The 21,655-nt window shown below is 65.8% G+C and carries 24 protein-coding genes; 14 read left to right on the top strand and 10 right to left on the bottom strand.

Annotated elements, in window-relative coordinates:
* Positions 1-1,500, bottom strand: coding sequence for a glucose-6-phosphate dehydrogenase (zwf, locus tag VFW69_RS10095; protein WP_526500716.1), 1,500 nt, complete (start codon positions 1,498-1,500; stop codon positions 1-3).
* A gap of 134 nt (positions 1,501-1,634) precedes the next feature.
* Here zwf and VFW69_RS10090 point away from each other — a divergent pair, with 134 nt between their 5' ends.
* Entirely contained in the window at positions 1,635-1,817 is a 183-nt protein-coding gene (locus VFW69_RS10090; protein WP_526500714.1) for a hypothetical protein, read from the top strand.
* A 31-nt stretch (positions 1,818-1,848) separates the two neighbouring features.
* Here VFW69_RS10090 and VFW69_RS10085 read toward each other — a convergent pair whose 3' ends face one another.
* The 3 genes from VFW69_RS10085 to VFW69_RS10075 form a co-directional block, all read right to left on the bottom strand.
* Positions 1,849-2,826: a DUF1444 domain-containing protein gene (locus tag VFW69_RS10085; protein ID WP_526500764.1), complete on the bottom strand. Its 978-nt coding sequence runs from the start codon at positions 2,824-2,826 to the stop codon at positions 1,849-1,851.
* A gap of 59 nt (positions 2,827-2,885) precedes the next feature.
* Entirely contained in the window at positions 2,886-4,427 is a 1,542-nt protein-coding gene (locus tag VFW69_RS10080) for an FAD-dependent monooxygenase (protein WP_526500712.1), read from the bottom strand.
* A 114-nt stretch (positions 4,428-4,541) separates the two neighbouring features.
* Positions 4,542-5,213: a DUF3418 domain-containing protein gene (locus tag VFW69_RS10075; RefSeq protein WP_526500710.1), complete on the bottom strand. Its 672-nt coding sequence runs from the start codon at positions 5,211-5,213 to the stop codon at positions 4,542-4,544.
* Between the two features lie 135 nt (positions 5,214-5,348).
* On the opposite strand from VFW69_RS10075, the gene VFW69_RS10070 reads away from it, so the two are divergent.
* From VFW69_RS10070 to VFW69_RS10050, 5 genes are all read left to right on the top strand, one after another.
* Positions 5,349-6,371: a YhjD/YihY/BrkB family envelope integrity protein gene (locus VFW69_RS10070; RefSeq protein WP_526500708.1), complete on the top strand. Its 1,023-nt coding sequence runs from the start codon at positions 5,349-5,351 to the stop codon at positions 6,369-6,371.
* A 59-nt stretch (positions 6,372-6,430) separates the two neighbouring features.
* Positions 6,431-7,204 carry an enoyl-CoA hydratase/isomerase family protein gene (locus VFW69_RS10065; protein WP_526500706.1) on the top strand — a complete coding sequence of 258 codons (774 nt, stop codon included), beginning with the start codon at positions 6,431-6,433 and terminating at the stop codon, positions 7,202-7,204.
* A gap of 204 nt (positions 7,205-7,408) precedes the next feature.
* Complete coding sequence (locus tag VFW69_RS10060) at positions 7,409-7,531, top strand: hypothetical protein (protein WP_526500704.1); 123 nt, start codon at positions 7,409-7,411, stop codon at positions 7,529-7,531.
* Positions 7,532-7,766: 235 nt separating this feature from the next.
* Positions 7,767-8,177, top strand: a complete 411-nt coding sequence (locus VFW69_RS10055; protein ID WP_526500702.1) for a DUF3253 domain-containing protein — start codon at positions 7,767-7,769, stop codon at positions 8,175-8,177.
* A 106-nt stretch (positions 8,178-8,283) separates the two neighbouring features.
* A complete protein-coding gene (locus VFW69_RS10050; RefSeq protein WP_526500700.1) occupies positions 8,284-8,946 on the top strand; it encodes a cutinase family protein in 663 nt (220 codons plus the stop codon).
* Between the two features lie 6 nt (positions 8,947-8,952).
* On the opposite strand, the gene VFW69_RS10045 is transcribed toward VFW69_RS10050, so the two are convergent.
* On the bottom strand, positions 8,953-9,627 hold the full coding sequence (locus VFW69_RS10045; RefSeq protein ID WP_526500698.1) for an IF2 family translation initiation factor: 675 nt from the start codon (positions 9,625-9,627) through the stop codon (positions 8,953-8,955).
* 26 nt (positions 9,628-9,653) lie between these two features.
* On the bottom strand, positions 9,654-10,211 hold the full coding sequence (locus VFW69_RS10040; protein ID WP_526500696.1) for a CsbD family protein: 558 nt from the start codon (positions 10,209-10,211) through the stop codon (positions 9,654-9,656).
* Between the two features lie 212 nt (positions 10,212-10,423).
* On the opposite strand from VFW69_RS10040, the gene VFW69_RS10035 reads away from it, so the two are divergent.
* The 4 genes from VFW69_RS10035 to VFW69_RS10020 all read left to right on the top strand — a co-directional run bounded on the left by VFW69_RS10035 (position 10,424) and on the right by VFW69_RS10020 (position 12,152).
* A complete protein-coding gene (locus tag VFW69_RS10035) occupies positions 10,424-10,972 on the top strand; it encodes a thioredoxin family protein (protein ID WP_526500694.1) in 549 nt (182 codons plus the stop codon).
* A gap of 153 nt (positions 10,973-11,125) precedes the next feature.
* Positions 11,126-11,380 carry a hypothetical protein gene (locus VFW69_RS10030; protein ID WP_526500692.1) on the top strand — a complete coding sequence of 85 codons (255 nt, stop codon included), beginning with the start codon at positions 11,126-11,128 and terminating at the stop codon, positions 11,378-11,380.
* Between the two features lie 251 nt (positions 11,381-11,631).
* Positions 11,632-11,880: a DUF6480 family protein gene (locus VFW69_RS10025; protein ID WP_526500690.1), complete on the top strand. Its 249-nt coding sequence runs from the start codon at positions 11,632-11,634 to the stop codon at positions 11,878-11,880.
* Positions 11,881-11,969: 89 nt separating this feature from the next.
* Positions 11,970-12,152 carry a hypothetical protein gene (locus VFW69_RS10020; RefSeq protein WP_526500762.1) on the top strand — a complete coding sequence of 61 codons (183 nt, stop codon included), beginning with the start codon at positions 11,970-11,972 and terminating at the stop codon, positions 12,150-12,152.
* A gap of 30 nt (positions 12,153-12,182) precedes the next feature.
* Here VFW69_RS10020 and VFW69_RS10015 read toward each other — a convergent pair whose 3' ends face one another.
* Positions 12,183-13,025 (bottom strand): MOSC domain-containing protein, encoded by an 843-nt coding sequence (locus VFW69_RS10015; RefSeq protein ID WP_526500688.1) that lies wholly within the window; start codon positions 13,023-13,025, stop codon positions 12,183-12,185.
* A 70-nt stretch (positions 13,026-13,095) separates the two neighbouring features.
* Entirely contained in the window at positions 13,096-14,487 is a 1,392-nt protein-coding gene (locus VFW69_RS10010) for a PPE family protein (protein ID WP_526500686.1), read from the bottom strand.
* A 463-nt stretch (positions 14,488-14,950) separates the two neighbouring features.
* Here VFW69_RS10010 and VFW69_RS10005 point away from each other — a divergent pair, with 463 nt between their 5' ends.
* Together VFW69_RS10005 and VFW69_RS10000 are read left to right on the top strand one after the other, a co-directional pair.
* The gene (locus VFW69_RS10005; RefSeq protein WP_526500684.1) at positions 14,951-16,141 is read left to right on the top strand and encodes a glycosyltransferase; all 1,191 of its coding nucleotides are present in this window, start codon (positions 14,951-14,953) and stop codon (positions 16,139-16,141) included.
* 68 nt (positions 16,142-16,209) lie between these two features.
* Positions 16,210-17,253, top strand: coding sequence for a class I SAM-dependent methyltransferase (locus tag VFW69_RS10000; protein WP_526500682.1), 1,044 nt, complete (start codon positions 16,210-16,212; stop codon positions 17,251-17,253).
* A gap of 9 nt (positions 17,254-17,262) precedes the next feature.
* Here the strand turns inward: VFW69_RS10000 and VFW69_RS09995 are convergent, their stop codons facing one another.
* A complete protein-coding gene (locus tag VFW69_RS09995) occupies positions 17,263-18,753 on the bottom strand; it encodes an FAD-dependent oxidoreductase (protein ID WP_526500680.1) in 1,491 nt (496 codons plus the stop codon).
* Positions 18,754-18,815: 62 nt separating this feature from the next.
* Complete coding sequence (locus tag VFW69_RS09990) at positions 18,816-19,637, bottom strand: hypothetical protein (RefSeq protein ID WP_526500678.1); 822 nt, start codon at positions 19,635-19,637, stop codon at positions 18,816-18,818.
* 166 nt (positions 19,638-19,803) lie between these two features.
* Between VFW69_RS09990 and VFW69_RS09985 the strand changes: the two genes are divergently transcribed.
* Together VFW69_RS09985 and VFW69_RS09980 are read left to right on the top strand one after the other, a co-directional pair.
* Positions 19,804-21,090, top strand: a complete 1,287-nt coding sequence (locus tag VFW69_RS09985; protein WP_526500676.1) for an Ig-like domain-containing protein — start codon at positions 19,804-19,806, stop codon at positions 21,088-21,090.
* Positions 21,091-21,185: 95 nt separating this feature from the next.
* Positions 21,186-21,626: a Fur family transcriptional regulator gene (locus tag VFW69_RS09980; protein WP_526500673.1), complete on the top strand. Its 441-nt coding sequence runs from the start codon at positions 21,186-21,188 to the stop codon at positions 21,624-21,626.
* The last annotated feature ends 29 nt before the right edge of the window (positions 21,627-21,655 follow it).

Here is a 21,655-nt window from a genome sequence, read left to right as displayed (position 1 = left end):
CTAGGGCCTGGCTTGGCGCCACTCCCGCTCGAATGGCAGCCGCCACGCATTGGGTGCGATCAACTGGTGAATAGCATTCGGACCCCATGTGCCCGGCTGATACAGCTTGGCCGGCGGCGGATCGGTGAGCAGATCTTCCGAACGCTCCCACAATGATTCGATGCCCTCCGCGGTATTGAACAGCGTGTGGTCGCCCCGCATCGCATCGAGGATCAGTCGTTCGTAGGCCTCCAGCACGTCCACGACGGTGTCGATCTCCTGTGAGGAAAATTGCATGGACAGTTTGTCCAGCTTCATGCCGGGCCCGGGCCGCTTGCCATAGAAGGACAGCGAAACCTTCGAGTTGTCGGCAAGGTCGAACGTGAGGTGATCGGGGCCCTGGGTGCCCACCCCGGATCCGGGCGGGAACATGGTTCGCGGGGCCTCTTTGAACGCGATCGAGACGATGCGAATGCCCTCTGCCATCTTCTTGCCGGTGCGCAAGTAGATGGGCACCCCGGCCCATCGCCAGTTGTCGATTCCCACCTTGAGCGCGATGAACGTCTCGGTGTCGGAATCTTTCGCGATGCCGTCCTCGTCGCGGTAGCCGCTGTATTGACCGCGCACCACGTTGGAGGGCTTGACCGGCAACATCGACCGAAAGACCTTGTTCTTCTCCTCGCTGATGGCAAACGGCTCGAGCGCCGTCGGCGGTTCCATCACCGTGAACGCCATCACCTGAAACAGGTGGGTCACCACCATGTCCTTGTAGGCGCCGGTCTCTTCGTAAAAGTTCGCCCGCTGATCCAAACCCAGGGCCTCGGGAATGTCGATTTGAATATGGTCGATGAAGTTGCGGTTCCAGATCGGCTCGAATAGGCCGTTGGCGAAGCGGAACGCCAAGATGTTCTGCGCGGCTTCCTTCCCCAAGAAGTGGTCAATACGGAAAATCTGGGATTCTTCGAAGGTTTCGTGCACGAAGTCGTTCAGCGCCACCGCGCTGGCCAGGTCGGTGCCGAAGGGCTTCTCCATCACCACCCGGGAGCGCTCGACGAGCTTTGCGTCGCGCAGCATCGTGATCACGTCGCGCGCCGCTTTAGGGGGGACCGACAGGTAATGCAGGCGCCGCACATCGGGGCCCAGATTGTCTTCGGCGTCGGCGACTGCCTCGGCGAGGGCTTCCGGTCCAGCGCCCTGCGGCACGTAACAGATGATTTTTGCGAAGCTGGCCCACTGCTCGGACGAGAGCTTGTGCGTGCCGAACTCGTCAATCGCGTTCTTTGCGAGCTCGCGGAATTCGTCACTGCTGATGTCTTCGAGCGATGTCGCGATGATTTGGATGTCGGGCGCCAACTCGGACTGATTCAAGTAGGCCAGGCCGGGAATCAGCTTTCGCTTCGCCAGATCGCCCGTCGCACCGAAAAGGACGATGACGTGCGGGTCCAGCGGATCGGGCTGGTGGCGACGCTGGCGGGCGTCGGCAGCCGGGTAAGAGATCGTCTGAGGTTTCTCGGTAGCCACTCGTGCGATACTTCCACCGCCGCGGCGCTGTGTCTCGCCTGTCGCGCGACTGCCTGGTCTGGTTAGCGAACGCGCGATCGGGTATGGGATAGCGGCGGGTTCCCGGCGCCGGGACCCGTCCCCCACCCAGGCCGATGGAAAGCGAAATGACCAAACCCGACAAAGACCCGCTGAGCCGCGCTCAGGAGCTGGAAAACATCGTCGATCAGCTCGAGGAGAAGGTTACCGAGGAAAGCGAAGCCGAAGGTGTCCCCGGCAACCGCGGCGACCGCGAACAAGCGGCCGCCCGCGGCACGACCAGCGAGCCGCCGGACTAGCGGGTCGCGGGCCTGGCTCGCGTGAACATCGTCATTCGCTCGGTAGGTCGATGGCGTGCGCCTTCAGCGTCGTCAGCATCTCGACCGTCGGCCATTCGTTGGCCCGGTAACGGACCGGGTTGATTCCGGCGACGGGAAGGATGCCCACCGCATCGACCACGGTCGGGAAAGGCACGGTGAACCTGTCGGACACATTCGACGGTTCGCCGACCAAAAACGTCACGTAATCGGTTTGCGGCAGCTCCCAGGGAATGCCCTGCCCCCACACCGCCGTGCTGCGCCGGCCCCAGGCTGTCTCGATCATTTGCGCGTCGGCGACGTATTGCGGGAACAACTCGCGCTCATAGTGCTCCCGCAAGAACTCGGTCTGGTGGCTGTATTCCCTTGTGGCCAACAGGGTTCGAGCCCTCAATGCCAAAGCGCGCAGGGGGTGCGGGCCGGCCTGATCGAACGGCGCGATGATGCTGCCCTCGATCGTGTAGCCCTGCGGCGAGATGGGCTGATCGGCATCGAGGTACATCTGCTCGGCGACCTCGAAGAGGTCCGTGGCATTGTCGGGCGCGTCGGTGCCCAGCAGTAACACGCCGTCGCCCGGGAAAAACACCAGTGGGCGGGGGCCGTCCGTCACCGCCAGCGAGCCCAGCCAACCGGTCGCCAGGATCATCGAATCTATATAGGTGCCGCCGTCCGCGTCTTTCAACAGGAACTTCTCGCCCGGCTGGAAGGCCTGCTGATGCGCGGACAGGTTCTCCCGGGCCGTCGTGAAGGCCTGATCGCCGCTGATGCCCCAAGCGTCCGTTTCCGCCGGCGTCACCATTGCCCGCACCGTGGGCAGGTCGACCACGACCATCTCGTTGATGAAGGGGAACACCGGGCGGACCCAGGGCAGAGCCCCGGTGTTGACCATGTGGTTGACGTAGCTCTGCGGGCGCAGCACCGGCCTCAGCAAGGGTTGGGCCTCGGCCCAATCCATGGGCGGCGTCGGCGGTTGGTCAATTGCCATGTCCAGGTGCTTCCTGCTCTCGAACAGCGAACCCGCACGTTACACCCTGCGTCGGCCAGTACAAGTCACCATTTCCGCTGCGTGAATCGTGCGTGCGTCGCGGTAGGCGGCCCGAACCAGGTATTGAGGGCGTCGCGTAGCGCCGGGTCGGTTTCGGCGCCGACCCAGGCGACGTGGCCGTCCGGCCGGATCAACACGGCGGGCGGCTCGCTCACCGCGCCCAGCACCGGAAGTACGTACTGGGCAACATGTTTCGCGCAGACTACCCGTACCCGGTCCGCCCAGGACTCGATGTCGATGCCGTCAGCATCCCCGGAATTCAACAGCAGCGGGCGGCCGTCTCGCAGCAGGTCGAACACGCGCCGCGGCCCGTCGGCGGTGACCAGGTCCAGGTCGGGCATCCGGCGGCCCACCAGCGGGTGCCCTCCACCCAGGTCGTAACGGATGTCCAGGCCAGACATCATCGCGGCGAAGCATGTGCGCGGTTGGTCCATGCCCAGAACGTCGGACACGGTGTCGCGCAGTGCCTTGGTGCGTTCGTCGGGGCGAAGAAGCGCCATCTGCGCCAACGCGTTGCGCAGCACGCGCTGGGCAACCGGGTGCCGTTCGGCGTGGTAGCTGTCCAGGAGGCTGTCGGGTGATGTCCCGTTGACCACCTGGCCCAGCTTCCAACCCAGATTCACCGCGTCTTGCACGCCGGTGTTGAGGCCCTGCCCGCCCACCGGGTGATGGATGTGTGCGGCGTCGCCGGCGAGCAAGACGCGCCCTCGGCGGTAGGTGGCGGCCTGCCGCGCCGCGTCGGTGAACCGGGAAAGCCAAGTGGGACTGTGGATCCCATAGTCGGTCCCGTATACGGCGACGAGTGCCTCACTCAAGTCGCGCAGCCTGGGTTCGGTGGCCGGTCCAAGGTGCGCCTCGGTGACCATCACCCGAACCGGCCCGCCCTCCTCGGCGGTGGACAGGGCATGCACGCCGAGCGTGTCGTGGCGGATGCCCCACTGCGGGGTTTGTCCCGTCTCGAAATTCATTTCGACCTCGGCGAGCAGATAGCTCGTCGTCGCGTCCCATCCCGGAAATTCGATGCCGGCCGCTTTGCGGATGACGCTGCGTCCTCCGTCGCACCCGACGAGATACTGCCCGCGCATCATCCGGCCATCGGACAGACCGACGTCGACGCCGCTGCCGTCCTGGCCGACGGTCGTTACCCCTTCGCCGCGGTAGATCGGCACGCCGAGCTCGCCGACCCAGTCGGACAGGATGCATTCGATCTCGTTCTGCCACAGCGCGAGTCCGTACGGATGCCGGGTGGGAAAGTCGCTGATGTCCAGCCGGATCTGCGCGAACCCGGCGACCTGCGCCACCTGGCCCCGGGACAGGAACCGATCGGCGATGCCACGCTGATCGAGAACTTCGATGGTGCGGGAATGCAGACCGCCGGCCCGCGCCCCGATCAGATCCTGGCCGGCGCGCCGCTCGACAATGGCGGCATCGACCCCCGCCAAAGCCAATTCGCCCGCCAACATCAGCCCTGTCGGGCCGCCCCCGGCGATGAGCACGGCATGCGTGATGTCCCCGGGCGAGTTCTCTGATTTCCGCGAAACATCCACTTCGCCACTCCGAATCCCCTGAATTCTGCTCGAAGACAGCGATTTTGCATCATCACCCGGGTCTTGCGGCAAGCCCCCATATGCGCTATAGGTTGAAAGTGGCGGGGAAAGCAATCACCAACGGTCGCGCGCCGCGTCGATCGCGCGGTAGATCCGCTGCTCGCTGACCGGACGAGGCGTGCCGAGTTGTTGCGCCCACAGGCTCACCCTGAGTTCCTCGATCTGCCGGGCGATATCGCGAACGTCGGCGGCCGCCTTGGCCGGCGGCGGCAGTTCATGCACCAGGTGGCCGTAGGCGTCCTGCACGGCGTGCACCCGCTGCATGCGCTCCCGATCGGCCTGGACGGCGTGGCGCAGCCCATCCAGGCGGCGACGAATCCCCAGTAGGTAGCGGGTGAGATCGGCGAGGTGCGCAGGCCCCGTGGCGGTGACGAAACCGGCCGGTAACAGCCGATTGAGCTGCGCGCGGATGTCGGCGATCGCCTCGGTCTGGGCGGGCGGAGGATTTGCGGGCACGGCGATCACCACCACCTGATGCGCCCGTATCGCCTCGGCAATTTCCTGCCGCCGTTCGCTGACCGGCAGGTCGGGATAGGTGATCGTCGGCACGGCGGCGTGACGGGTGGCGATCACCGCCTGCGCCGCCGCGACCTCGTCGGCCAGCTGCCGCAACTTCTCGGGCGAGGTTCCTCGCAGGTTCTTCAGGCGCCGGCCGATCCGGGCGGCATCGCGCAGCGTCACTGCGTCGAGCTGTTTGCGCAACTGCGCTGCAGACGGTTCGGCCACTCCGCACAGAATAGGCACCCGCGCGGCCGTAACCTCAACGCGTCGATCTAGCGGCGGGTTGATGGCAGCCGAATCCGGGTATCACGTGGCGAGTGCGTTGAATTGGATGCCGGCTTGCGGGGGAAGTGATCGGCCATGGTCGGTTGGCTGGACAGGCTGCAGCGACGGAATCGAGTCGTCGGCGTGATCGTCGGTGTCGTCTACAAGTACAACGACGATCAGGGCGGGTACCTCGCCGCCCTGATCACCTACTACGGACTGGTATCGCTGTTTCCGCTGCTGCTGCTGCTGACCACCGGCCTGGGCGTGGTGCTGGCCGGCCGGCCCGACCTGCAGGCACAGGTGCTGCACAGCACCTTGAGCCAGTTCCCGGTACTCGGCGACCAGCTGCACCACCCCCAGGGGCTCAGCGGCGGAGCCGTGGGCGTTGTCGTGGGACTGCTCGGCGCGCTCTACGGCGGTCTGGGCGTGGGACAGGCGCTGCAGAACGCGATGGACACGGTGTGGGCGGTGCCGAAGCACAAGCGCCCCAACCCGATTCGATCCCGTTTGCGCAGCCTCCTGTTGCTGTTGGTACTCGGATCGGCCGCCATCGCGACCACCGTATTGGCTGCGGCGGGCCATGCCACCGGAGCGCTCGGCATCTTCAGCAAGATCGGCCTCGCACTGGCCGCGGTGGCGATCAACGCACTGATCTGCCTGGTGGCCTTTCGCGTGACGACCGCGCGCGGACTGACATACCGGCAAGTACTGCCGGGAGCGGTTGCCGCAGCGTTTATTTGGCAGATGTTGCAGTGGTTCGGGGCCGGCTATGTGGCGCACACCGTGAAAAGGGCCAGCGCCACCAACAGCGTGTTCGCACTGGTTTTGGGCGTATTGGCGTTTCTGTTCCTCGCGTCGGTGGCGCTGGTGATGTGCGCCGAGGTCAATGTCGTCTTGGTGGAGCGGCTCTACCCGCGCGCCCTGCTGGGCGCGTTCAGCGACGACGCGGATCTGACGATGGCGGATCGGCGGACCTACACCAAGAAGGTCAAAGCCGAACGGGTTAAACCCTTCGAGCGGGTACATGTGCATTTCGACGACGTCGAAGCCTCGCCCACGAAAACCGTTGGGCGCTCTGGGATTTTCGATGATTTTCGCCGCCCGCGCACACCGTGAAAATAGGTTTGTTACCGGCTTATGACGATGGCGTGGGCCCGGCGCAATAGTCTGCAGTCATGAGTCTGGTCACCTATGAGCTGCAAGACCACGTCGCCACCATCACCCTGAACCGCCCTGAGGCGCGCAACGCCATCAACGGCACGCTTCGCCAAGACCTCAACGGCGCCTGGGATCGCTTCCGCGACGACCTGGACGCGTGGGTCGGGATCCTGACGGCCAACGGCAGCGTCTTCTGCGCCGGCGGCGACCTCAAGGATGGCGAAGGCTCGGTCGGCACCTTCGGGGGCACCTTCTGGGAGAAGCCGACCATCAACTCGTTCGAATCCGGCATGGAATTATTCAAACCGACCATCGCCGCCGTGCACGGTCCGTGCATCGGCTACGGCGTGACCGGGGTGCTGTTCTGCGACTTCGTCATCGCCAGCACCGAGGCCACGTTCTGCTTCCCCGAGGTGTCGATCGGGGTGCCCACCATCGTCGGAGCCATTCGGCTCCCGCATCGGGTGGGCTGGGCCAACGCGATGGAGTTGCTGCTGACCGGAAAACCCATGAGCGCCGAACGGGCCAAGGAAATCGGTCTGGTCTGGAAGCTGGTCGAGCCCGACCAACTGCAGGCCGAAGCCCGAGCGTGGGCACGCATCCTCACCGAGGCCGCACCGCTGGCCCAGCGGGCGACCAAAGAAGTGGCGTGGCGAACCGCCGACATGGGCTGGATCGAATCCGTGCGCTTCGGCGAGACCATGCGGAAGGTGGCCGGCGCGACCGAGGACGTCGCCGAGGGACTGCGGGCCTGGGCCGAGAAGCGCAAACCGCAGTGGCGCGGCCGGTGACGGTCGGTGCCGCTCGGCGTCAGAACGCGTAGCGCAGCCGGCAGCGTGACCGCGAGTAGGTCGGTCAAATCCTGCACCCAGCGGCCCCTCCCCGGGCTCTTGTAGCGAACGTTCCACTGCCCGCTCTGGCTGCGCTTGAGTTGTTGCAGATCCGGCCGCCAGAGCAACTCCTCCCCCTTTCGGGTGCCAGCCGAGGTTCACGTCGTGCGGGCCTTGGTTGTGCGTCAGGAATATGACTTCGGCCGCGAGTTGCTGCTTGCTGCGCTCGCTGTGTTGTCGGCCACCTGCTGCAACAGCTCGGCCCAGTCGTCCAACCAGCCCTCGTAGACGATGACCGGCGGGCTGAGATTCAGATGGACTTCGTAGCCGGCCTCGACGAAATATCGATGGCCGCGACGCGGTCGGCGTCGGGGAATCGCCCAGCACCTGACGCGCGCGGGGAAACCGGTCGATATCCCGCTCGTGGTAGATCCGATTGACGTCAAGGAGCCGATCTGCGAGGTCAGCCCGCACTCGGTGCGGAGGCGTGTCTTTTCCCGAGAGTGGGCGGCATGCTCGTTCAATGCCTGCGCGTCGGGCGCGGTTCCAACAGAAGTGGCGAACGGGCGGCGCCGTGGCCTTGACTGGTGGGGTGGGCGAGCGATTGCGTGCCGAATTAGAACGTGTGTCGGGCGGCGGTGGCCGAGGCGCCGACCATGCCGATGTCGCCCTCGGTGACGGGCCGATGATACAGCGGCTCGAGTCGTCGATCCGCGCATTGGCCTCCCATCGTGGCCCCAGGAGCAGCATCTGCCCGTCGGACGCCGCCCGTGCGGTGGGCGGCGACAGTTGGCGCGAGTTGATGGACGACGCGCGGGAGGCCGCACGGCGGCTCGCCAGATCGGCTGCCGTGGAGATCAGCCAACGTGGCAATGTCGTCGACCCCGACAGCGAGTGGTCAGGTGCCATTCGCATCCGAACCACCGAATCATAGACATCGGCGTTGGGCTGCAACGTCATTCGTTCCGCTCGAACGTGTCTGATTGCCCGAGCGCCAACCGCCGGGACAGCGGTGACCGGCGATATGACAGGATTCCGGCATGAGTGCACGCACACTTGCTCGCTTGGTCGGTATCTCGGTTGTGATGACATGGACACTGCTGAGTGCACCCCTCGGGAGCCCCACCGCGGCCGCGGATCCCTGCTCGGACGTCTCCGTGGTTTTCGCCCGGGGCACGCATCAGGAGCCCGGTCTCGGCAACATCGGACAGGCCTTCGTCGACTCGCTGACGTCGCAGCTCGGTGGTAAGTCTGTCGATGTCTACCCGGTCAACTACCCCGCCAACGACGACTACCACAACAGCGCCAACGCCGGTTCCGCCGACGCGAGCGCTCACATCCAGGACGTCGTGGCCAGTTGCCCGAATTCCCGGATCGTGCTCGGCGGATACTCCCAGGGCTCGACGGTGATCGACCTGGCCACCAACGCGATGCCGGCATCGGTGGCGAACCACGTCGCCGCCGTCGCCCTCTTCGGCGAGCCCACCAGTCAGTTCTCCAGCATGCTGTGGGGCGGCCAACCGCTACCAACGATCAATCCGGCCTATGGCGCCAAGGTCACCAGCTTGTGCGCGCCCGACGACCCGATCTGCTCTGGCGGCGGCAACATCATTGCGCACGTTTCCTACATCGACGCCGGGATGACCGCCCAGGCTGCGACGTTTGCGGTTAACAAGGTCAACCAGGGTTCGCCACAAACCTGAGACGCGTCAGTCGTTCGCCCTCTCCTCTTGCCGTTGCCGCTTCTCGGCGGCCGCCAGCTCCGCGACACGATCCGCTTCGGCGCGCTTGGCGGTAGCCTCCCCGAGCTTGTCCTCGGCCTCATCGACCTTGGCCGCCGCAGCCTTCGCCGCGGCCTTCTCGGCCGCTTGCGTCCGGTTTTCCACCTGGCGCTTGACTGACTCGACGGTCTGTTTCTGCTTGGCGGCCGCCTCGTCGGCGCGCTGCTTGGCCGCCGCACTCTGCTGCTGCGCCGACTGCGCCGCTTCTCGTTTGCGCTGCTCGGCGGTGATGCGCGCCTCTTTGGCTTCCTGTTGGGCGGCCGCCTGCGCTTCCTGTCGCTCCTGGATCGCCTCGTCGCGGGCGCCCTTGAGCTTCGTGTCGGCCTGTTGCCTTCTGGCCGCGGCTTTTGCGTCCAGTTGAGCCGCACGGCCCAGTGCATCGCTGCGTTCGACGAGGGCGGCCCCCCTTTCGACGATCGTCGTGTCGCCGAGCGCATTGCCGATCGTGGTGTCGAGCATGCCAAGCGAGCGCTCGTACAGCAGTCGCGCGGGCGCTTCCGTGGGGATGCGGTTGACGACCCGATCCTCGATCAACTGCAGCGGAAATCTGGCGAGTTGGTAGTGGAACCGCAGGACTGCCAACGGGACTTCGGAAATTTTCATCAACTTCTCCTGTGTGAGACCCGCCGTCAGGGCAGGTCGGCTTCGTCGGTCACGTTCTGGGCATGGCGTCGCAGGCGGTCGGCCTCCGACTCGTCGTTGCGGGCCACCTGAACCGAGGTCTGGTGTTCGGCGACGGCGTCGATGACCTCCTCGGACGCCTCGCGAATTTCTGCGCGCTCTTCGGCCTCCGCCCGTTGTGTATCGCGCTGGGCGTCCAGCTCGGCCTGGGTCTTTGCGGCGTTCGCCTGCTGATGTGCCGCTCGGTCGGCCGCACGCTTCTGCGCGGCCTCTCGGGCCTCGATCGAATCCTCGGCGGCCACGGCCTGGACGTTCGCCGCCAGGCGTTGTTGGGCGCCTTCGACCCTGGCTTCGGCCGCTTCCTCTTGCGCCTGCTTGACCTGGGCTTCGGCAACGGCCTCGGTCGCATTTGCTTCTTTGCGTTCATGCGCCTGGGTCTGCTCGAGTTGTCCCTCGGCGGTCAGCGATTCGTTGCCCGTAACAGCGCCGACGACCTCTTTGGCTTTGCCTTTAACCGAGTCGATCAGGCCTCGGCGCGCTTCGTCGGCCTTATTGTGCTCACTCATCATTCTCCTTGAGGCGTTGGCCAAGAATGTTCGTTCGTGTCTGGTGTGTGATTCCACGAACTGGGCCGATCAAACACGGAGTGTGTCAGGTCACTGATCGCCGACCGCCACCGATCCGGTAGCCGCATTGATTTTGCATGCAGCTCAATATGTTTCGCACGCGCAGTCCCGTATAGTGCGCGAACGCGCGATATGCCGATACTCTGGCCGGCATGGCCATCGAGTCCAGCATGCTCGCCCTCGGCACTGTTGCTCCCGCGTTTGCCCTGCCCGAGCCGGCCACCGGCCGCACGCTCAGTAGCGACGATCTGACGGGTCCGGCGCTGGTTGTCACCTTCATCTGCAATCACTGCCCGTACGTGAAGCACGTTGCCGACGGGCTTGCCGCGCTTGGCCGTGACCTCGCCGACCAAGGCGTTGCGATGGTGGGCATTTCGAGCAATGACGTGATTACCTACCCGCAGGACGGGCCCGATCAGATGGTCGCGGAAGCCCGCAGCCATCGCTGGACGTTCCCGTACCTCTACGACGAAAGCCAAGACGTTGCCCGCGCGTACTCGGCAGCTTGCACCCCGGACACATTCGTTTTCAACGGAGAACGTCGACTGGTATACCGCGGCCAGCTCGACGATTCGCGGCCCAAAAACGGCCGACCGGTCACGGCCGCGGACGTGCGCTCCGCCGTCGACGCGGTACTGGCCGGGCAACCGGTAGATCCCGAACAGCGCCCGTCCATCGGGTGCGGCATCAAATGGCGTTGAAGGTGTTTGACCTGCGCCCGCCCCTCGAGCAGGTCGCCGAGGCCTACCGGGCCATGGATGAGCGGCGCGCCATCAAAGCCTTCCTGCAGCCCTAGGTGGGGTCGGTCACCGCGCCGGCGGACGGTCGCCGCGTCTTCGGCTAACGTCGACCGTATGTCCAAAGTCTCCGGCAACGACCTGATCGACGACGTCACCCCTGGCGACATCATCGCCGTGGACCGCGGCTCGGGTGAACAGCCCTACAAAGTCGTCTTCAAGGACGCCACCGACGCGGGGTATCTCATCACGTTCGAAACCGACGGCGGTGAAACCTTTCAGCTCGACCTGGCGGCCGGAACCCGGGTGAAACGGTCGCTCGAGGCGAAGTGGGAATCTGCGCAGAGTCCCACGCCGAACTCGGAGAACTAACGGCACCGCCAATAGGCGCCCCAACTGGAATCTGTTGGTCAGACAGTCCTTTCGACGATTTGGGCGCAGGTCGCCTCAAATACATCCTGGAACACTCGGCGCTGACACCGCGGATGGCATCGTTAATCTGCTGCCGCCCCTGCCGTTTGGGTGGCGTGTGGGCGGGTACCGCCATGCTCCGACGGAGGGATCGCGGCGAGACGTGACCGAATGCTTCCGCTGTCGCGAGCGACGAAAGGCCGGTGATATCCATGACCGCGCAACCTCCCGATCCTGACCCGACGCGAATACCTGGGCTGGAGCCAGCAGGAGGTGCCGCACCGGGCACCACTCCGCCGGCCGCGCCCCAAACCGCCGGTGTGTCCGAGCCGCAACCGCCGAACACCCGGCGCTTCGCTCCCAGCTCCGCGCTTACTGTCGCTGCGGTCTGCATTTTCGCCGTTGCGTTCATCGCGGCGGCGGTGTTTCTGGTGATGAAGATTGTCGGGGTGGGTGGCTAGCGTGCCGAAACGATCTACGACACTTCCCTGATTATGTTGGCTTAGTAGTGGGCATAGCCACATCAGACGCGAACGCGGCGCTGGTGGTGATGGACGGCCGAGCCGCGGTCGTCTCGCCGGCTGATCTGAATTCGACCGAATATCGAGGGGCCCTGCAGGTTGCGACGCGCCCGGAATTGGTGCAGCGGATCGGACACGCGGAGTTATCCGACCGCGAGTTGACCGAGCAAGCCGAAGGACTCGACACGGCGGTGCGCAACTTGGGTGGGTGACGCTACTGCAACGCGTTGCTGCAGACGCGGTTACGGCCCGATAGCGACTTGGTCCCCGACACAGATGATGCCCCTGGTCACCGCTGCAAGGTAGGCGCCTGCGCACGGCTGGGCACCGTGACCGCCTGTGTTCAAACGGTTTTCGGCCGCCGGTATTCGAAGAGCCTGCGGAGCTCGCGGCAACGGACCGTGCTCGAGGGTGGGAACCACGCAGCGCGACGTCGCCGTGAGGACGCGCAGTCGGGTCTTTCCGATGACGAGTTCGCCTCCCACCCAGTCGTTTTCGGCATATGGCGGGTAGTCCGGCGGTGTTGTGATCACCAGATTCGGCCTATACCGCAGCGCCTCCACGCCGATGTGCCCCAGGGTGGCCGTCGTGATCGCATGCAATGGAGCTTCGTCGGTGAACGACTCGCCCGGGGTGGCCGCAGCGATCCGCAGAATGCGACCGCCCACCTCGGCGTCGAGACCGAGTTCCAGCAGCTTCTCCGGATCGGGACGCACCAGTGTTGCGCCCTCGGGGCGTTGAGCGACCAGCCGGACCCGCCGGCCGGTCAGCCGCGAGATCAGCTCGTCGACGCCGGGATCATCGGCGGCCACGTCGGATCCGTCGGGCATGCTGATGCGCACACCCTGGGAATCAGCGTGCGCGGTACACGTCAAGAGATCGCGCCATAGCCGCGGATTCTTGGCGCTGGCCACGTGCCCCGTTTCACCGTCGACTAGCGCAAGTCGCCGGTCGCCCTCGGCGCCGTGCTCGTCAACCAGCAGGCGATCGAGGGTTTCGCCGAGCATTGACTTCACCGGATAGCGAAACAACGCCTGCACCCGCATCGGCGCGGCGTCAGAAGTATGGGTGATCGGGTTGTCCATCAGGCGCCTTCACTGAAGTATTCCTACATACTGTGCCCAACTGACGAATACACAGTGCCCGGGCACCGGATCAGCTTGGCAGCAGGCGCTTTTTCTGCTCTTCGAATTCCTGCTGCGTCAGAATCCCCGCGTCGCGCAGCGATGCCAGCTCACGCAGCTCGGCGGCGATACTCGTGATCGGTCCACCCGCGGCAACCTGCGGCGGTGTCGCCGGGTCTTTCGTGGGCCCCTTCGGTGCCTCCCGCGTCGCCTTCTCGGCCTCGCCAGCCCGGGCCCGCTCGCGTCCCAGGGCGCCACCCGTACCGGCCATCGCACGCCCGGCCATGCTCGCCACGGCCATCTGGCCGAACAAACTCCCTGCGCCACTGGGCGCGGCCGCGGCCGCGGCGGCGGCTTCGGCGCCGGCCGCAGCGCTGGTGGCCGGCAGCACCAAGGCGGCCGGGCGGATCGCCGGGGCGGCCGCCGTCCAGCCCGGTGGCACCGACAGGCCGCCCACCGTGTTCGCCTGACCCAGCCCCGCCGACGCCAACGATCCGAATCCGCCCGCCGGGTTCGTGATCACCGGAAAAGGCGACGGCGGCACAGGTCCCGTCCCCGGAAAGGACTGCACCCCGGCCCAACCGCTGACGATGTCGTCTGTGTGGAAACCGGTCAGCGCGCCGGCGACGTCGAAGGGAAGAGCGATCGCAGCCGACGGCGAGTCGACACCGAGGCCGGCGACGCTGGCGGGCGCGTCGAGGAAGATCGCGATGAGGTCGCTCTCCAGGCCCAGCAGGTCCGTCACCGACGTCGGGTCGGCGGCCGCAGCCGGGTTTACCGCAGCGTTGGTCAGCAAGTTGGGTACCGCCGAGAACGATTGCTGGGCCACAGCGTTGCGCGTGCTCCCGGCGGCGGTAGCGGTGGCCTGGGCCACCGACTCGGACTGACCGGCGTCGGAGGTGGTGGTCTGGTCGGGCTGGGCGAACGGCGTCAACCGCGTCGCCGAGGCCGTCGAACCGGCGTAGCCGAACATGGCCGCGCTGTCTCGCGCCCACATCTCGGCATACTCGGTCTCGGTGGTGGCTATCGCCGGCGTGTTCTGCCCGAGGATGTTCGTCGCGACGAGCGCCGCCAGCAGGGTGCGGTTGGCCGTGACCACCGGGGGCGGCACTGTCTCGGCGAACGCCGCCTCGTAGGCGAAGGCCGCAGCTCTGGCCTGGTTGGCGGTTTCTTCAGCCTGGGCGCCGGTGGTCCTCATCCAGGCCAGGTAAGGGGTGACCGCTGCGATCATGGACGCGGACGACGGGCCAACCCACGGACCGGAGGTCAATGCCGTGAGTTCGGCCTGATACGAGTTCGCCGTCGATTGCAAGGCGGCGGCCAATTCGTCCCAGGCCATCGCTGCGGCCAGCATCGGTCCCGACCCCGGACCGGCGTACATCCGCGCGGAGTTAACCTCCGGCGGTAGTACCGCGAAGTCCATGTCGTTCTCCTCCGATCGCTGTCAGGGCCGCGAGGGCACCGACGGCCCCGATGCGCGTCGTACGGGGATAGCCAACCGAGCAGCAAACAAATCGCATTCCCTCCGGTGCTGCCAGTGCGCGAACGAGGACGGTCGAATGAGGCCGTCCCCACTGCTAGCGGAGCGGTCTCACACGTTTGCAGATGCTCCCACGTCAACCAATACAGCGAAATTGTTGTCGTGGGTTAACGATAGGTTACCTGCACATGACGGCGGAACCTCACAAGGGTTCGGCGCGTATTGCGCAAATCGCTCTCAGCCCGCTCTCAACCGGACTTACAACGTGTTACTCACCTTCCCGTCCGATGTTCACTCCCCCTGGCGCCGACAAAAGCCCAGCTCAGCGAGGTGGACCGGCGCCCAGCGGATCTAGCGGGACCGGTTCTGCTTGGATTTGTGGCATCCCTGCGAGTGAGGTCTCTTGATGAAAATTGTGCTGGTCGCCTACGGCGGGCGCGGCGACATCGAACCGTGCGCTGCCGTCGGTCGCGCGCTGATGCACCGAGGCCACGAGGTGCGCCTGGCGGTCCCGCCCAACATGACCGCCTTCGTCGAGTCGACGGGACTTGCTGCCGTCGGGTACGGGCCCGATACGCAACGTGGGATGAATGCGGCTCAGGAATTGCTCGGCTCGCTCCACTATGGGGTCAGCGGGCTGTCGCACGTTGTCGAGCGCGTTACGCGGATCTGGATGGACAAAAGCGCGACGCTGACGTCGTTGGCAGCGGGTGCCGATCTGCTGGTGGCGCACATGAACGATCAGGCGCTGGCCACCAATGTCGCCGAACATCACGGCATTCCGCTCGCCGCGTTGCACGTTTTCCCGGCGCGGATCATGCCGTCGAGCGCGCTGTATTCGGGCATGACGAAGGATGCCGAAGTCGTCCAACGTCGTGCGCTTGGCTTGCGAGAGGCAACCGAATCGGCGACGGGACCAGCGAGTGAGCTATTGGAAATCCAGACGTACGACGAGCTTTGCCTGCCTGGGCCGGCCGCCGAATGGCTGGAACCGGGCGGCCAGCGTCCTTTCGTCGGTTCGTTGACCCTGGAGTTGCCTACGGACGGTGACGACGAGGTGCTGTCCTGGATAGCCGACGGGACGCCACCCGTCTACTTCGGATTTGGCAGCACGCCCGTCAGCTCTCCCGCCGAGACGGTCGCAGTGATCAGCGCGGCCTGCGGGCAGTTGGGCGAGCGGGCGTTGATCTGCAGCGGTGCGAATGACTTCACCGACGTCCCACTGTTCGACCACGTCAAGGTGGTAAGGACGATGAATTATGCGGCCGCCTTCCCCGCCTGCCGGGCCGTTGTCCACCACGGTGGCTCGGGCACCACGGCCGCGGGCCTGCGCGCCGGAGTCCCCACGCTCATCCTCTGGGCGGTATGGGACCAGCCGATGTGGGCAGCTGCCGTCGAACAAATGAAAGTCGGCTCCGGACGTGCCTTTTCCGACAGCACCTTAGACTCGCTGGTCGCCGACCTACGTACGGTTCTCACTCCGCAATGCGCAGCTCGCGCCCGCGAGGTGGCCGCCCAGATGAGCAAACCCGCCGAAAGCGTTGCCCGCGCCGCCGATCTGCTCGAAGAGGCTGCCCGCATGGCACGCTCGGTTTGATCGGCCGGGGGAACCGCCCGCCCGTCGCAGCGGTGGTGCAAAGTCCGCTGGTCGTGTAGAAGGTTCTGGTGCAGGATCCGCCGAAGGGGTCGTTCGACCCGTTGATGCTGCGCGAAGCGATGATCAGGCGGCTGTATCGCCGATTGTCAGCCGAGGGCCAGATCAGGGTGCCGGCGGTGCCGGGCCTGATCGACGAGTACGTCCTGCTGTGCGGCAACGTCTGCGCGACCCTGGGTGTCTGGTACACCCCCGAACAGTCCGCACACCTGCGGGCCGCGCTGGAAGTCGAATTGGCGAAGGCCTTCAAGGCCTCCCCTCGTTCGGATGTCCTCATCTCCTACCAGGCGCCCTTCGGGGAGGGCGTGAATTTCCGCGTCCAGGCCGACTGGCGCACCGTGGAGGCCGACTACCAACAGTGGGTGGCCATCCGCCCGCCGCCGCTCTTCGGCACCGAGCCCGACGCACGCGTATTGGCACTGGCCGCCGAGGCAGAAGATCCGTCGACCTATCGGGTGCTGGATGTCGGCGCGGGAACCGGGCGTAACGCCCTGGCCCTGGCCCGGCGCGGACATCCGGTCGATGCGGTCGAGATGACCGCGACGTTCGCCGAGGTGATTGTTTCCGACGCCGCCGGTGAATCGTTGCGCGTGAACGTCATTCAAAGCGACGTCTTCACCGCGATGGAGGGCGTACGCGAGGAGTACCAGCTAATGGTGCTCTCGGAGGTGGTGTCCGACTTCCGGACGACACACGAGTTGCGCGGCATGTTCGAACTCGCCGCCGATTGCCTGGCGCCCGGTGGGCGTTTGGTTTTCAACACCTTCCTGGCCCGCGACGGCTACGTTCCCGACGACGTCGCGGTGCAACTGAGTCAGCAGTGCAACAGCATGATTTTCACCCGCGACGAGGTGACTGCCGCGGCGGCCCGCCTGCCTCTCGAGCCGATCGCCGACGATGCCGCCTACGAGTACGAGAAGGCGCGGTTACCGTCGGACGCATGGCCGCCGACAGGCTGGTTCGAAGGTTGGGCCGGCGGCCTCGATGTGTTCGACGTCGAGCGTGAGGAATCCCCAATAGAGTTGCGCTGGCTCGTATTTCAGAAGGCGGGCTAACTCGCGGGTCTAGGCGGTCAGATCGCGAGTGGCCGGCCCTTCCAGCAAGGAGCCATCGGGCGCGAACCGCGACCCGTGCAGCGGACACTCCCACGCGTTGTCGGCGTCGTTCCAGTTCACAATCCCGCCCAGGTGCGGGCACACCGGTGAGACGTGGTGCTCGGTCCCGTCGACGCGGCAGCGGGCCTGCAGATGCCACGGCGGCCCACTCACCACCCCGCCTTCGCCATCGACGGGGCTGCGGCGGTGAGTGCGTATCGCCGGGGTGATCCAGCCCTTCGTCAGGTTGAAGCCGACCTCGAGGTTGGCCTGCAGGGCTGTCGCCAGGCCCGTCAGCTCGTGCGGACTCCAGCTGGCGAACGCGCGGGCCCAATCCATCCGCCCACCCAGGATGCGGCTCGACAGCGCCAACGCCGCGGCGGGACCGTTGGTCATCCCCCACTTGTTGAAACCCGTTGCGACAAAAATAGTCTCGGTGTTTGGCAGGATGGGACCGACGTAGGGCAGATGGTCGATGGGCGTGTAGTCCTGCGCCGACCAGAAGTGGGTCTGCACGGCACCCGGGTAGTGCTTGCGCGTCCACGTCGACAGCTCGTCCAGCGCCTCGGACGGACTCTTCTCACGGCCCACGGTGTGGCCGGCCCCGCCCACGATCAGCCGCTCCCCATCCGCGACCGGCGCGTAGCGCACCGAACGCGTCGGCGAGTCGGTGGAGATCATCATCGGCCGGGTGATGTTGCCCGGAACCTTGAAGGCCAAGCAATAGGACCGGCTCGGCTTCACCCGCGCAAAATAGCCGCCGCGATCCAGGATCGGGATGCCCGTCGCGAGCACCAGCTGGCCGGCCTGAAGCTGGACGTCCTGCTGGGCGGCGTCGTTGACATGCACGCGCACCTTCTTGCCACGCGAGGAGACCCGCCGCACCCGCGTGTGCTCGACCAGCCGCCCACCACGACCCAGCAGCTCGACGACCAATGAGTCGAGGAATGACATCGGGTCGAACTGCGCCTGGTCGGCGAGCCGCACACCGCCGTGATAGGCGAACGGCACGTCGGCATCGTCGTCCCAGACCGCCGGCAGGCCGACCGCCTGACACGCCGCGAGTTCGGCCCGCGCGGACGGGACGCCCCGCACGGACTGGGCGTACGTGTAGGCATCCTCGCGCTGCACCGCCACGCCGTGCGCCTCGCAGTGGTCGAGCACCCACTCCTGACCTTCACGATTGCCGTCGACGTACGCGCGCGCCATATCCCTGCCGTGTCGCGGCACCACCTTGGAGAGCTGGCTGCCTTGCAGCAGGCTGATTTTGGCGGTGGTGTTTCCGGTCGCGCATGCCCCCACCGTGCGCGCCTCCAGCACCAGCACATCCTTGCCCGCGCGGGCCAGCAGGACCGCCGTCATCAGGCCGGTGATCCCGGCACCTACGACGATGACATCGGAGGACGAGGAGCCTTGGTCGAGCTGACTGGCAGTCCAGGGCTGTTCGGTTCGTTCCGTCATCCATAAAGAAGTCACGGCTTTGCTGATACCCCGGCACGCCCCGAGGAAACGCGCCCGCAAGCTCACGCCCGTTTCAACCGGGCTTTTGCGTCCTTCACCGATTCCGCGGCGGCTCGGCTCAGTTGCCGTGCCTCCTCGTAGGCCTTCTCGACGTCGCTGAGTTCTCGTTCGGCCACCCGCAGTGCCCGTGCCGTATCGTCACGGCGCTGTAGGGCGGTATCTCGCTGGGCTTGCCGCTGCGCCAACACATCGTCGGCCTCGGCTTTGGCGCGTTCCGCGGTGTCGACGGCCGCGCTCAGTTTTTCGCGCCGTCGGATCTGCGCCTTGTCGTACGTCGACTGCGTCGCGGGCCGTTTCCGCGCGCGGGTGCTCTGCCGCTGCGCCGGTTCGCTTGAAGCATCCACCGATTCCGGCGGCGCATCGCCGAAGGCGCCGAAACCCGACCACTGCTCGGGCCGGGTCAACCGGCCCAGGCGTTCCCCGATCTGTGGGTCGGCGATGGCGGCTTGCAGCGTGCTGGTGATGTCTTCGCGCACGGTCGCCGACGGTTGCCTCAGCTCGGCCGCCTGTAGCGCCTTACGGGTGAGCTCGTCGATGAGTTTGTGTTGCTCGGCCGACAGGTCCCGGATGCGCCCGCCATCCATCGCCGCGTGCGCGGCGCGCAATCGCTTACCGAGGTCTGCCAGCCGCGGCCGGGCGTCGGCATGCCGGAGTGCCAGCCGGTTGATGATCCATGCCGCCGTCGTCGGTTTGTGGGTGGCGGAAATCCGTTTGGCGGCTGCGTCATCGCCGCGCTGCTCGGCCGCGGCGGCCAATCTGGCGCGTTCCGCGGTGAACTCCTTCGGCGGCACCTCATAGAGGCTGTCGAGTTCCTCATCGGCCATGTAGCCATGATCTCTCGCGGACACCGGTGGTGGCTTGGAGTGGCGAAGCCGAACCGCCCATCGGTTTAAAAACCGCACGTCGCGGGATACCTCATCTACAGCATCGACTTCGCCGGGCAGAACTTCGTAGCCCGCGAGCAACAGAAAGCAGGGATTCGGCAGCTTGATGATGTCCAAGAACAGCGATCAGCTCGTCGGCCGGATCCGCCGGATTAGCCGCCCCCGCCGACTCTTGCTCGCGGTGTGCGTGATCGGGGCCGTGGTAGGCGTGATATACGTTGCGTCGATTTCGCACTGCCCAGGCCGCGGCTGTAGTCAACCTGGTGCACCCGCGAAATCCGCTGGGCCGGCCCAAATAACGATCACCCCCGGTCCCGACACCCATGACGTCGACCCCGTCGCCCCCGTCACGGTCAAAGCCGAGAACGGGACGCTGACGGGCGTCGACATGGTCAACGAGAGCGGCAAACCGGTCGAGGGCGTCATGACCCCGGACAACGCCGTGTGGAAGCCCACGGTTCCGCTGGGCTACGGGCGCACCTACACGCTGACGGTCACCAGCAGCGGCGTCAGTGGCGTTGCGGCCAAGCAGGTTTCGTCGTTCTCCACGCTGAAACCGTCCAATCAGACCAAGGTGTCGTTCACCACCACGTCCGAAGCCGCGTTGCGCGACGGCGGCACCTACGGTGTCGGGACGGTGATCGTGGCGCACTTCGACGAGAAGATCGCCGATCGTGCCACCGCCGAGCGGCAGCTGTCGGTGACCACCAACCCGAAAGTCGAAGGATCCTGGTATTGGGTCGATGATCAGAACGCGCATTGGCGGCCCGAGCGCTACTACGTGCCGGGCACGACCGTCACCGCCGAGGCGAAGATCTACGGAATAGCCCTGGGCGACGGCCTTTTCGGACAAGACGACACCAAGGTTTCCTTCCGTCTCGGCGATGCACACGTATCGATCGCCGATGACGCCACTCACCAGGTCAGCGTCTTCAGCAACGGGAACCTGCAACGCACGATGCCCACGTCCATGGGAATGGGCGGCACCGAAGACGTCGGCGGGAAAACCATCTCGCTATGGACCCCCTCCGGGGTCTACACCGTCCTCGATAAGGGCAATCCCGTCATCATGGACTCCTCGACCTTCGGGCTGCCCAAGAACTCCCGGCTGGGATATCGCGAGACCATCAATTGGGCTACCAAGATCAGCAGCGACGGCATATACCTGCATGAACTCGACGCGACGGTATGGGCGCAGGGTCGCCGCGATACGTCGCATGGCTGCTTGAACCTCAATGCCGACAACGCGAAATGGTTCTTCGATTTCTCGATACCGGGCGACGTGGTCGAGGTCCGCAACAGCGGCGGACCGCCGCTGGCGTTGGCGCAGAATGGCGACTGGACGCTCAGCTGGGACGAGTGGCGCAAAGGCAGCGCACTGAAGCCCACCTGAAGTCTGCGTGATTCAGCTCGTTCGTCACCCACAGTTGTGCCCCACTTCACACTAAAGTCTTGACTCGTTCCAGATAAAGGCGTCATATTGGTGGCGTGTCATCGACGGCCGATTACGCGGACAGGTTGCGGATGGCCGACCTGCGGGTGACCCGGCCCCGGGTTGCCGTGCTCGAAGTCGTGGACGCCAATCCGCATGCCGACACCGATACCATCTTCTCTGCGGTACGGGTGGGCTTGCCCGATGTGTCCCGACAAGCCGTATACGACGTGCTCAACGCGCTGACCACCGTGGGTCTGGTCCGGCGCATCCAGCCCTTGGGCATGGTCGCGCGCTATGAATCGCGCGTCGGCGACAACCACCACCATGTCGTCTGCCGCTCCTGCGGGATCATCGCCGACATCGACTGCGCCGTCGGTGACGCTCCCTGCCTGACGCCCTCGGACGACGACAACGTTCTTGATGGCTTTGTTCTCGACGAGGCCGAAGTCATCTACTGGGGCCTGTGCGCCGATTGCTCGACGACAGGTTCCTAGATCACAGCCTGTGATCGCAGCCCGATTCA

This window comes from Mycobacterium sp., from assembly GCF_036273375.1.
In the GTDB taxonomy this organism is placed as follows: domain Bacteria; phylum Actinomycetota; class Actinomycetes; order Mycobacteriales; family Mycobacteriaceae; genus Mycobacterium.
Note: the sequence above shows the minus strand (reverse complement) of the source record. Positions and strands in the feature narration are given on the sequence as shown.

Coding starts and splice junctions, on each gene's coding strand:
- VFW69_RS10090 (WP_526500714.1), top strand. CDS start 1,635: ATGGAAAGCGAAATGACCAAACCCGACAAAGACCCGCTGAGCCGCGCT.
- VFW69_RS10070 (WP_526500708.1), top strand. CDS start 5,349: ATGGTCGGTTGGCTGGACAGGCTGCAGCGACGGAATCGAGTCGTCGGC.
- VFW69_RS10065 (WP_526500706.1), top strand. CDS start 6,431: ATGAGTCTGGTCACCTATGAGCTGCAAGACCACGTCGCCACCATCACC.
- VFW69_RS10055 (WP_526500702.1), top strand. CDS start 7,767: ATGCCTGCGCGTCGGGCGCGGTTCCAACAGAAGTGGCGAACGGGCGGC.
- VFW69_RS10050 (WP_526500700.1), top strand. CDS start 8,284: ATGAGTGCACGCACACTTGCTCGCTTGGTCGGTATCTCGGTTGTGATG.
- VFW69_RS10045 (WP_526500698.1), bottom strand. CDS start 9,627: ATGAAAATTTCCGAAGTCCCGTTGGCAGTCCTGCGGTTCCACTACCAA.
- VFW69_RS10040 (WP_526500696.1), bottom strand. CDS start 10,211: ATGAGTGAGCACAATAAGGCCGACGAAGCGCGCCGAGGCCTGATCGAC.
- VFW69_RS10035 (WP_526500694.1), top strand. CDS start 10,424: ATGGCCATCGAGTCCAGCATGCTCGCCCTCGGCACTGTTGCTCCCGCG.
- VFW69_RS10030 (WP_526500692.1), top strand. CDS start 11,126: ATGTCCAAAGTCTCCGGCAACGACCTGATCGACGACGTCACCCCTGGC.
- VFW69_RS10025 (WP_526500690.1), top strand. CDS start 11,632: ATGACCGCGCAACCTCCCGATCCTGACCCGACGCGAATACCTGGGCTG.
- VFW69_RS10020 (WP_526500762.1), top strand. CDS start 11,970: ATGGACGGCCGAGCCGCGGTCGTCTCGCCGGCTGATCTGAATTCGACC.
- VFW69_RS10015 (WP_526500688.1), bottom strand. CDS start 13,025: ATGGACAACCCGATCACCCATACTTCTGACGCCGCGCCGATGCGGGTG.
- VFW69_RS10010 (WP_526500686.1), bottom strand. CDS start 14,487: ATGGACTTCGCGGTACTACCGCCGGAGGTTAACTCCGCGCGGATGTAC.
- VFW69_RS10005 (WP_526500684.1), top strand. CDS start 14,951: ATGAAAATTGTGCTGGTCGCCTACGGCGGGCGCGGCGACATCGAACCG.
- VFW69_RS09995 (WP_526500680.1), bottom strand. CDS start 18,753: ATGACGGAACGAACCGAACAGCCCTGGACTGCCAGTCAGCTCGACCAA.
- VFW69_RS09990 (WP_526500678.1), bottom strand. CDS start 19,637: ATGGCCGATGAGGAACTCGACAGCCTCTATGAGGTGCCGCCGAAGGAG.
- VFW69_RS09985 (WP_526500676.1), top strand. CDS start 19,804: ATGATGTCCAAGAACAGCGATCAGCTCGTCGGCCGGATCCGCCGGATT.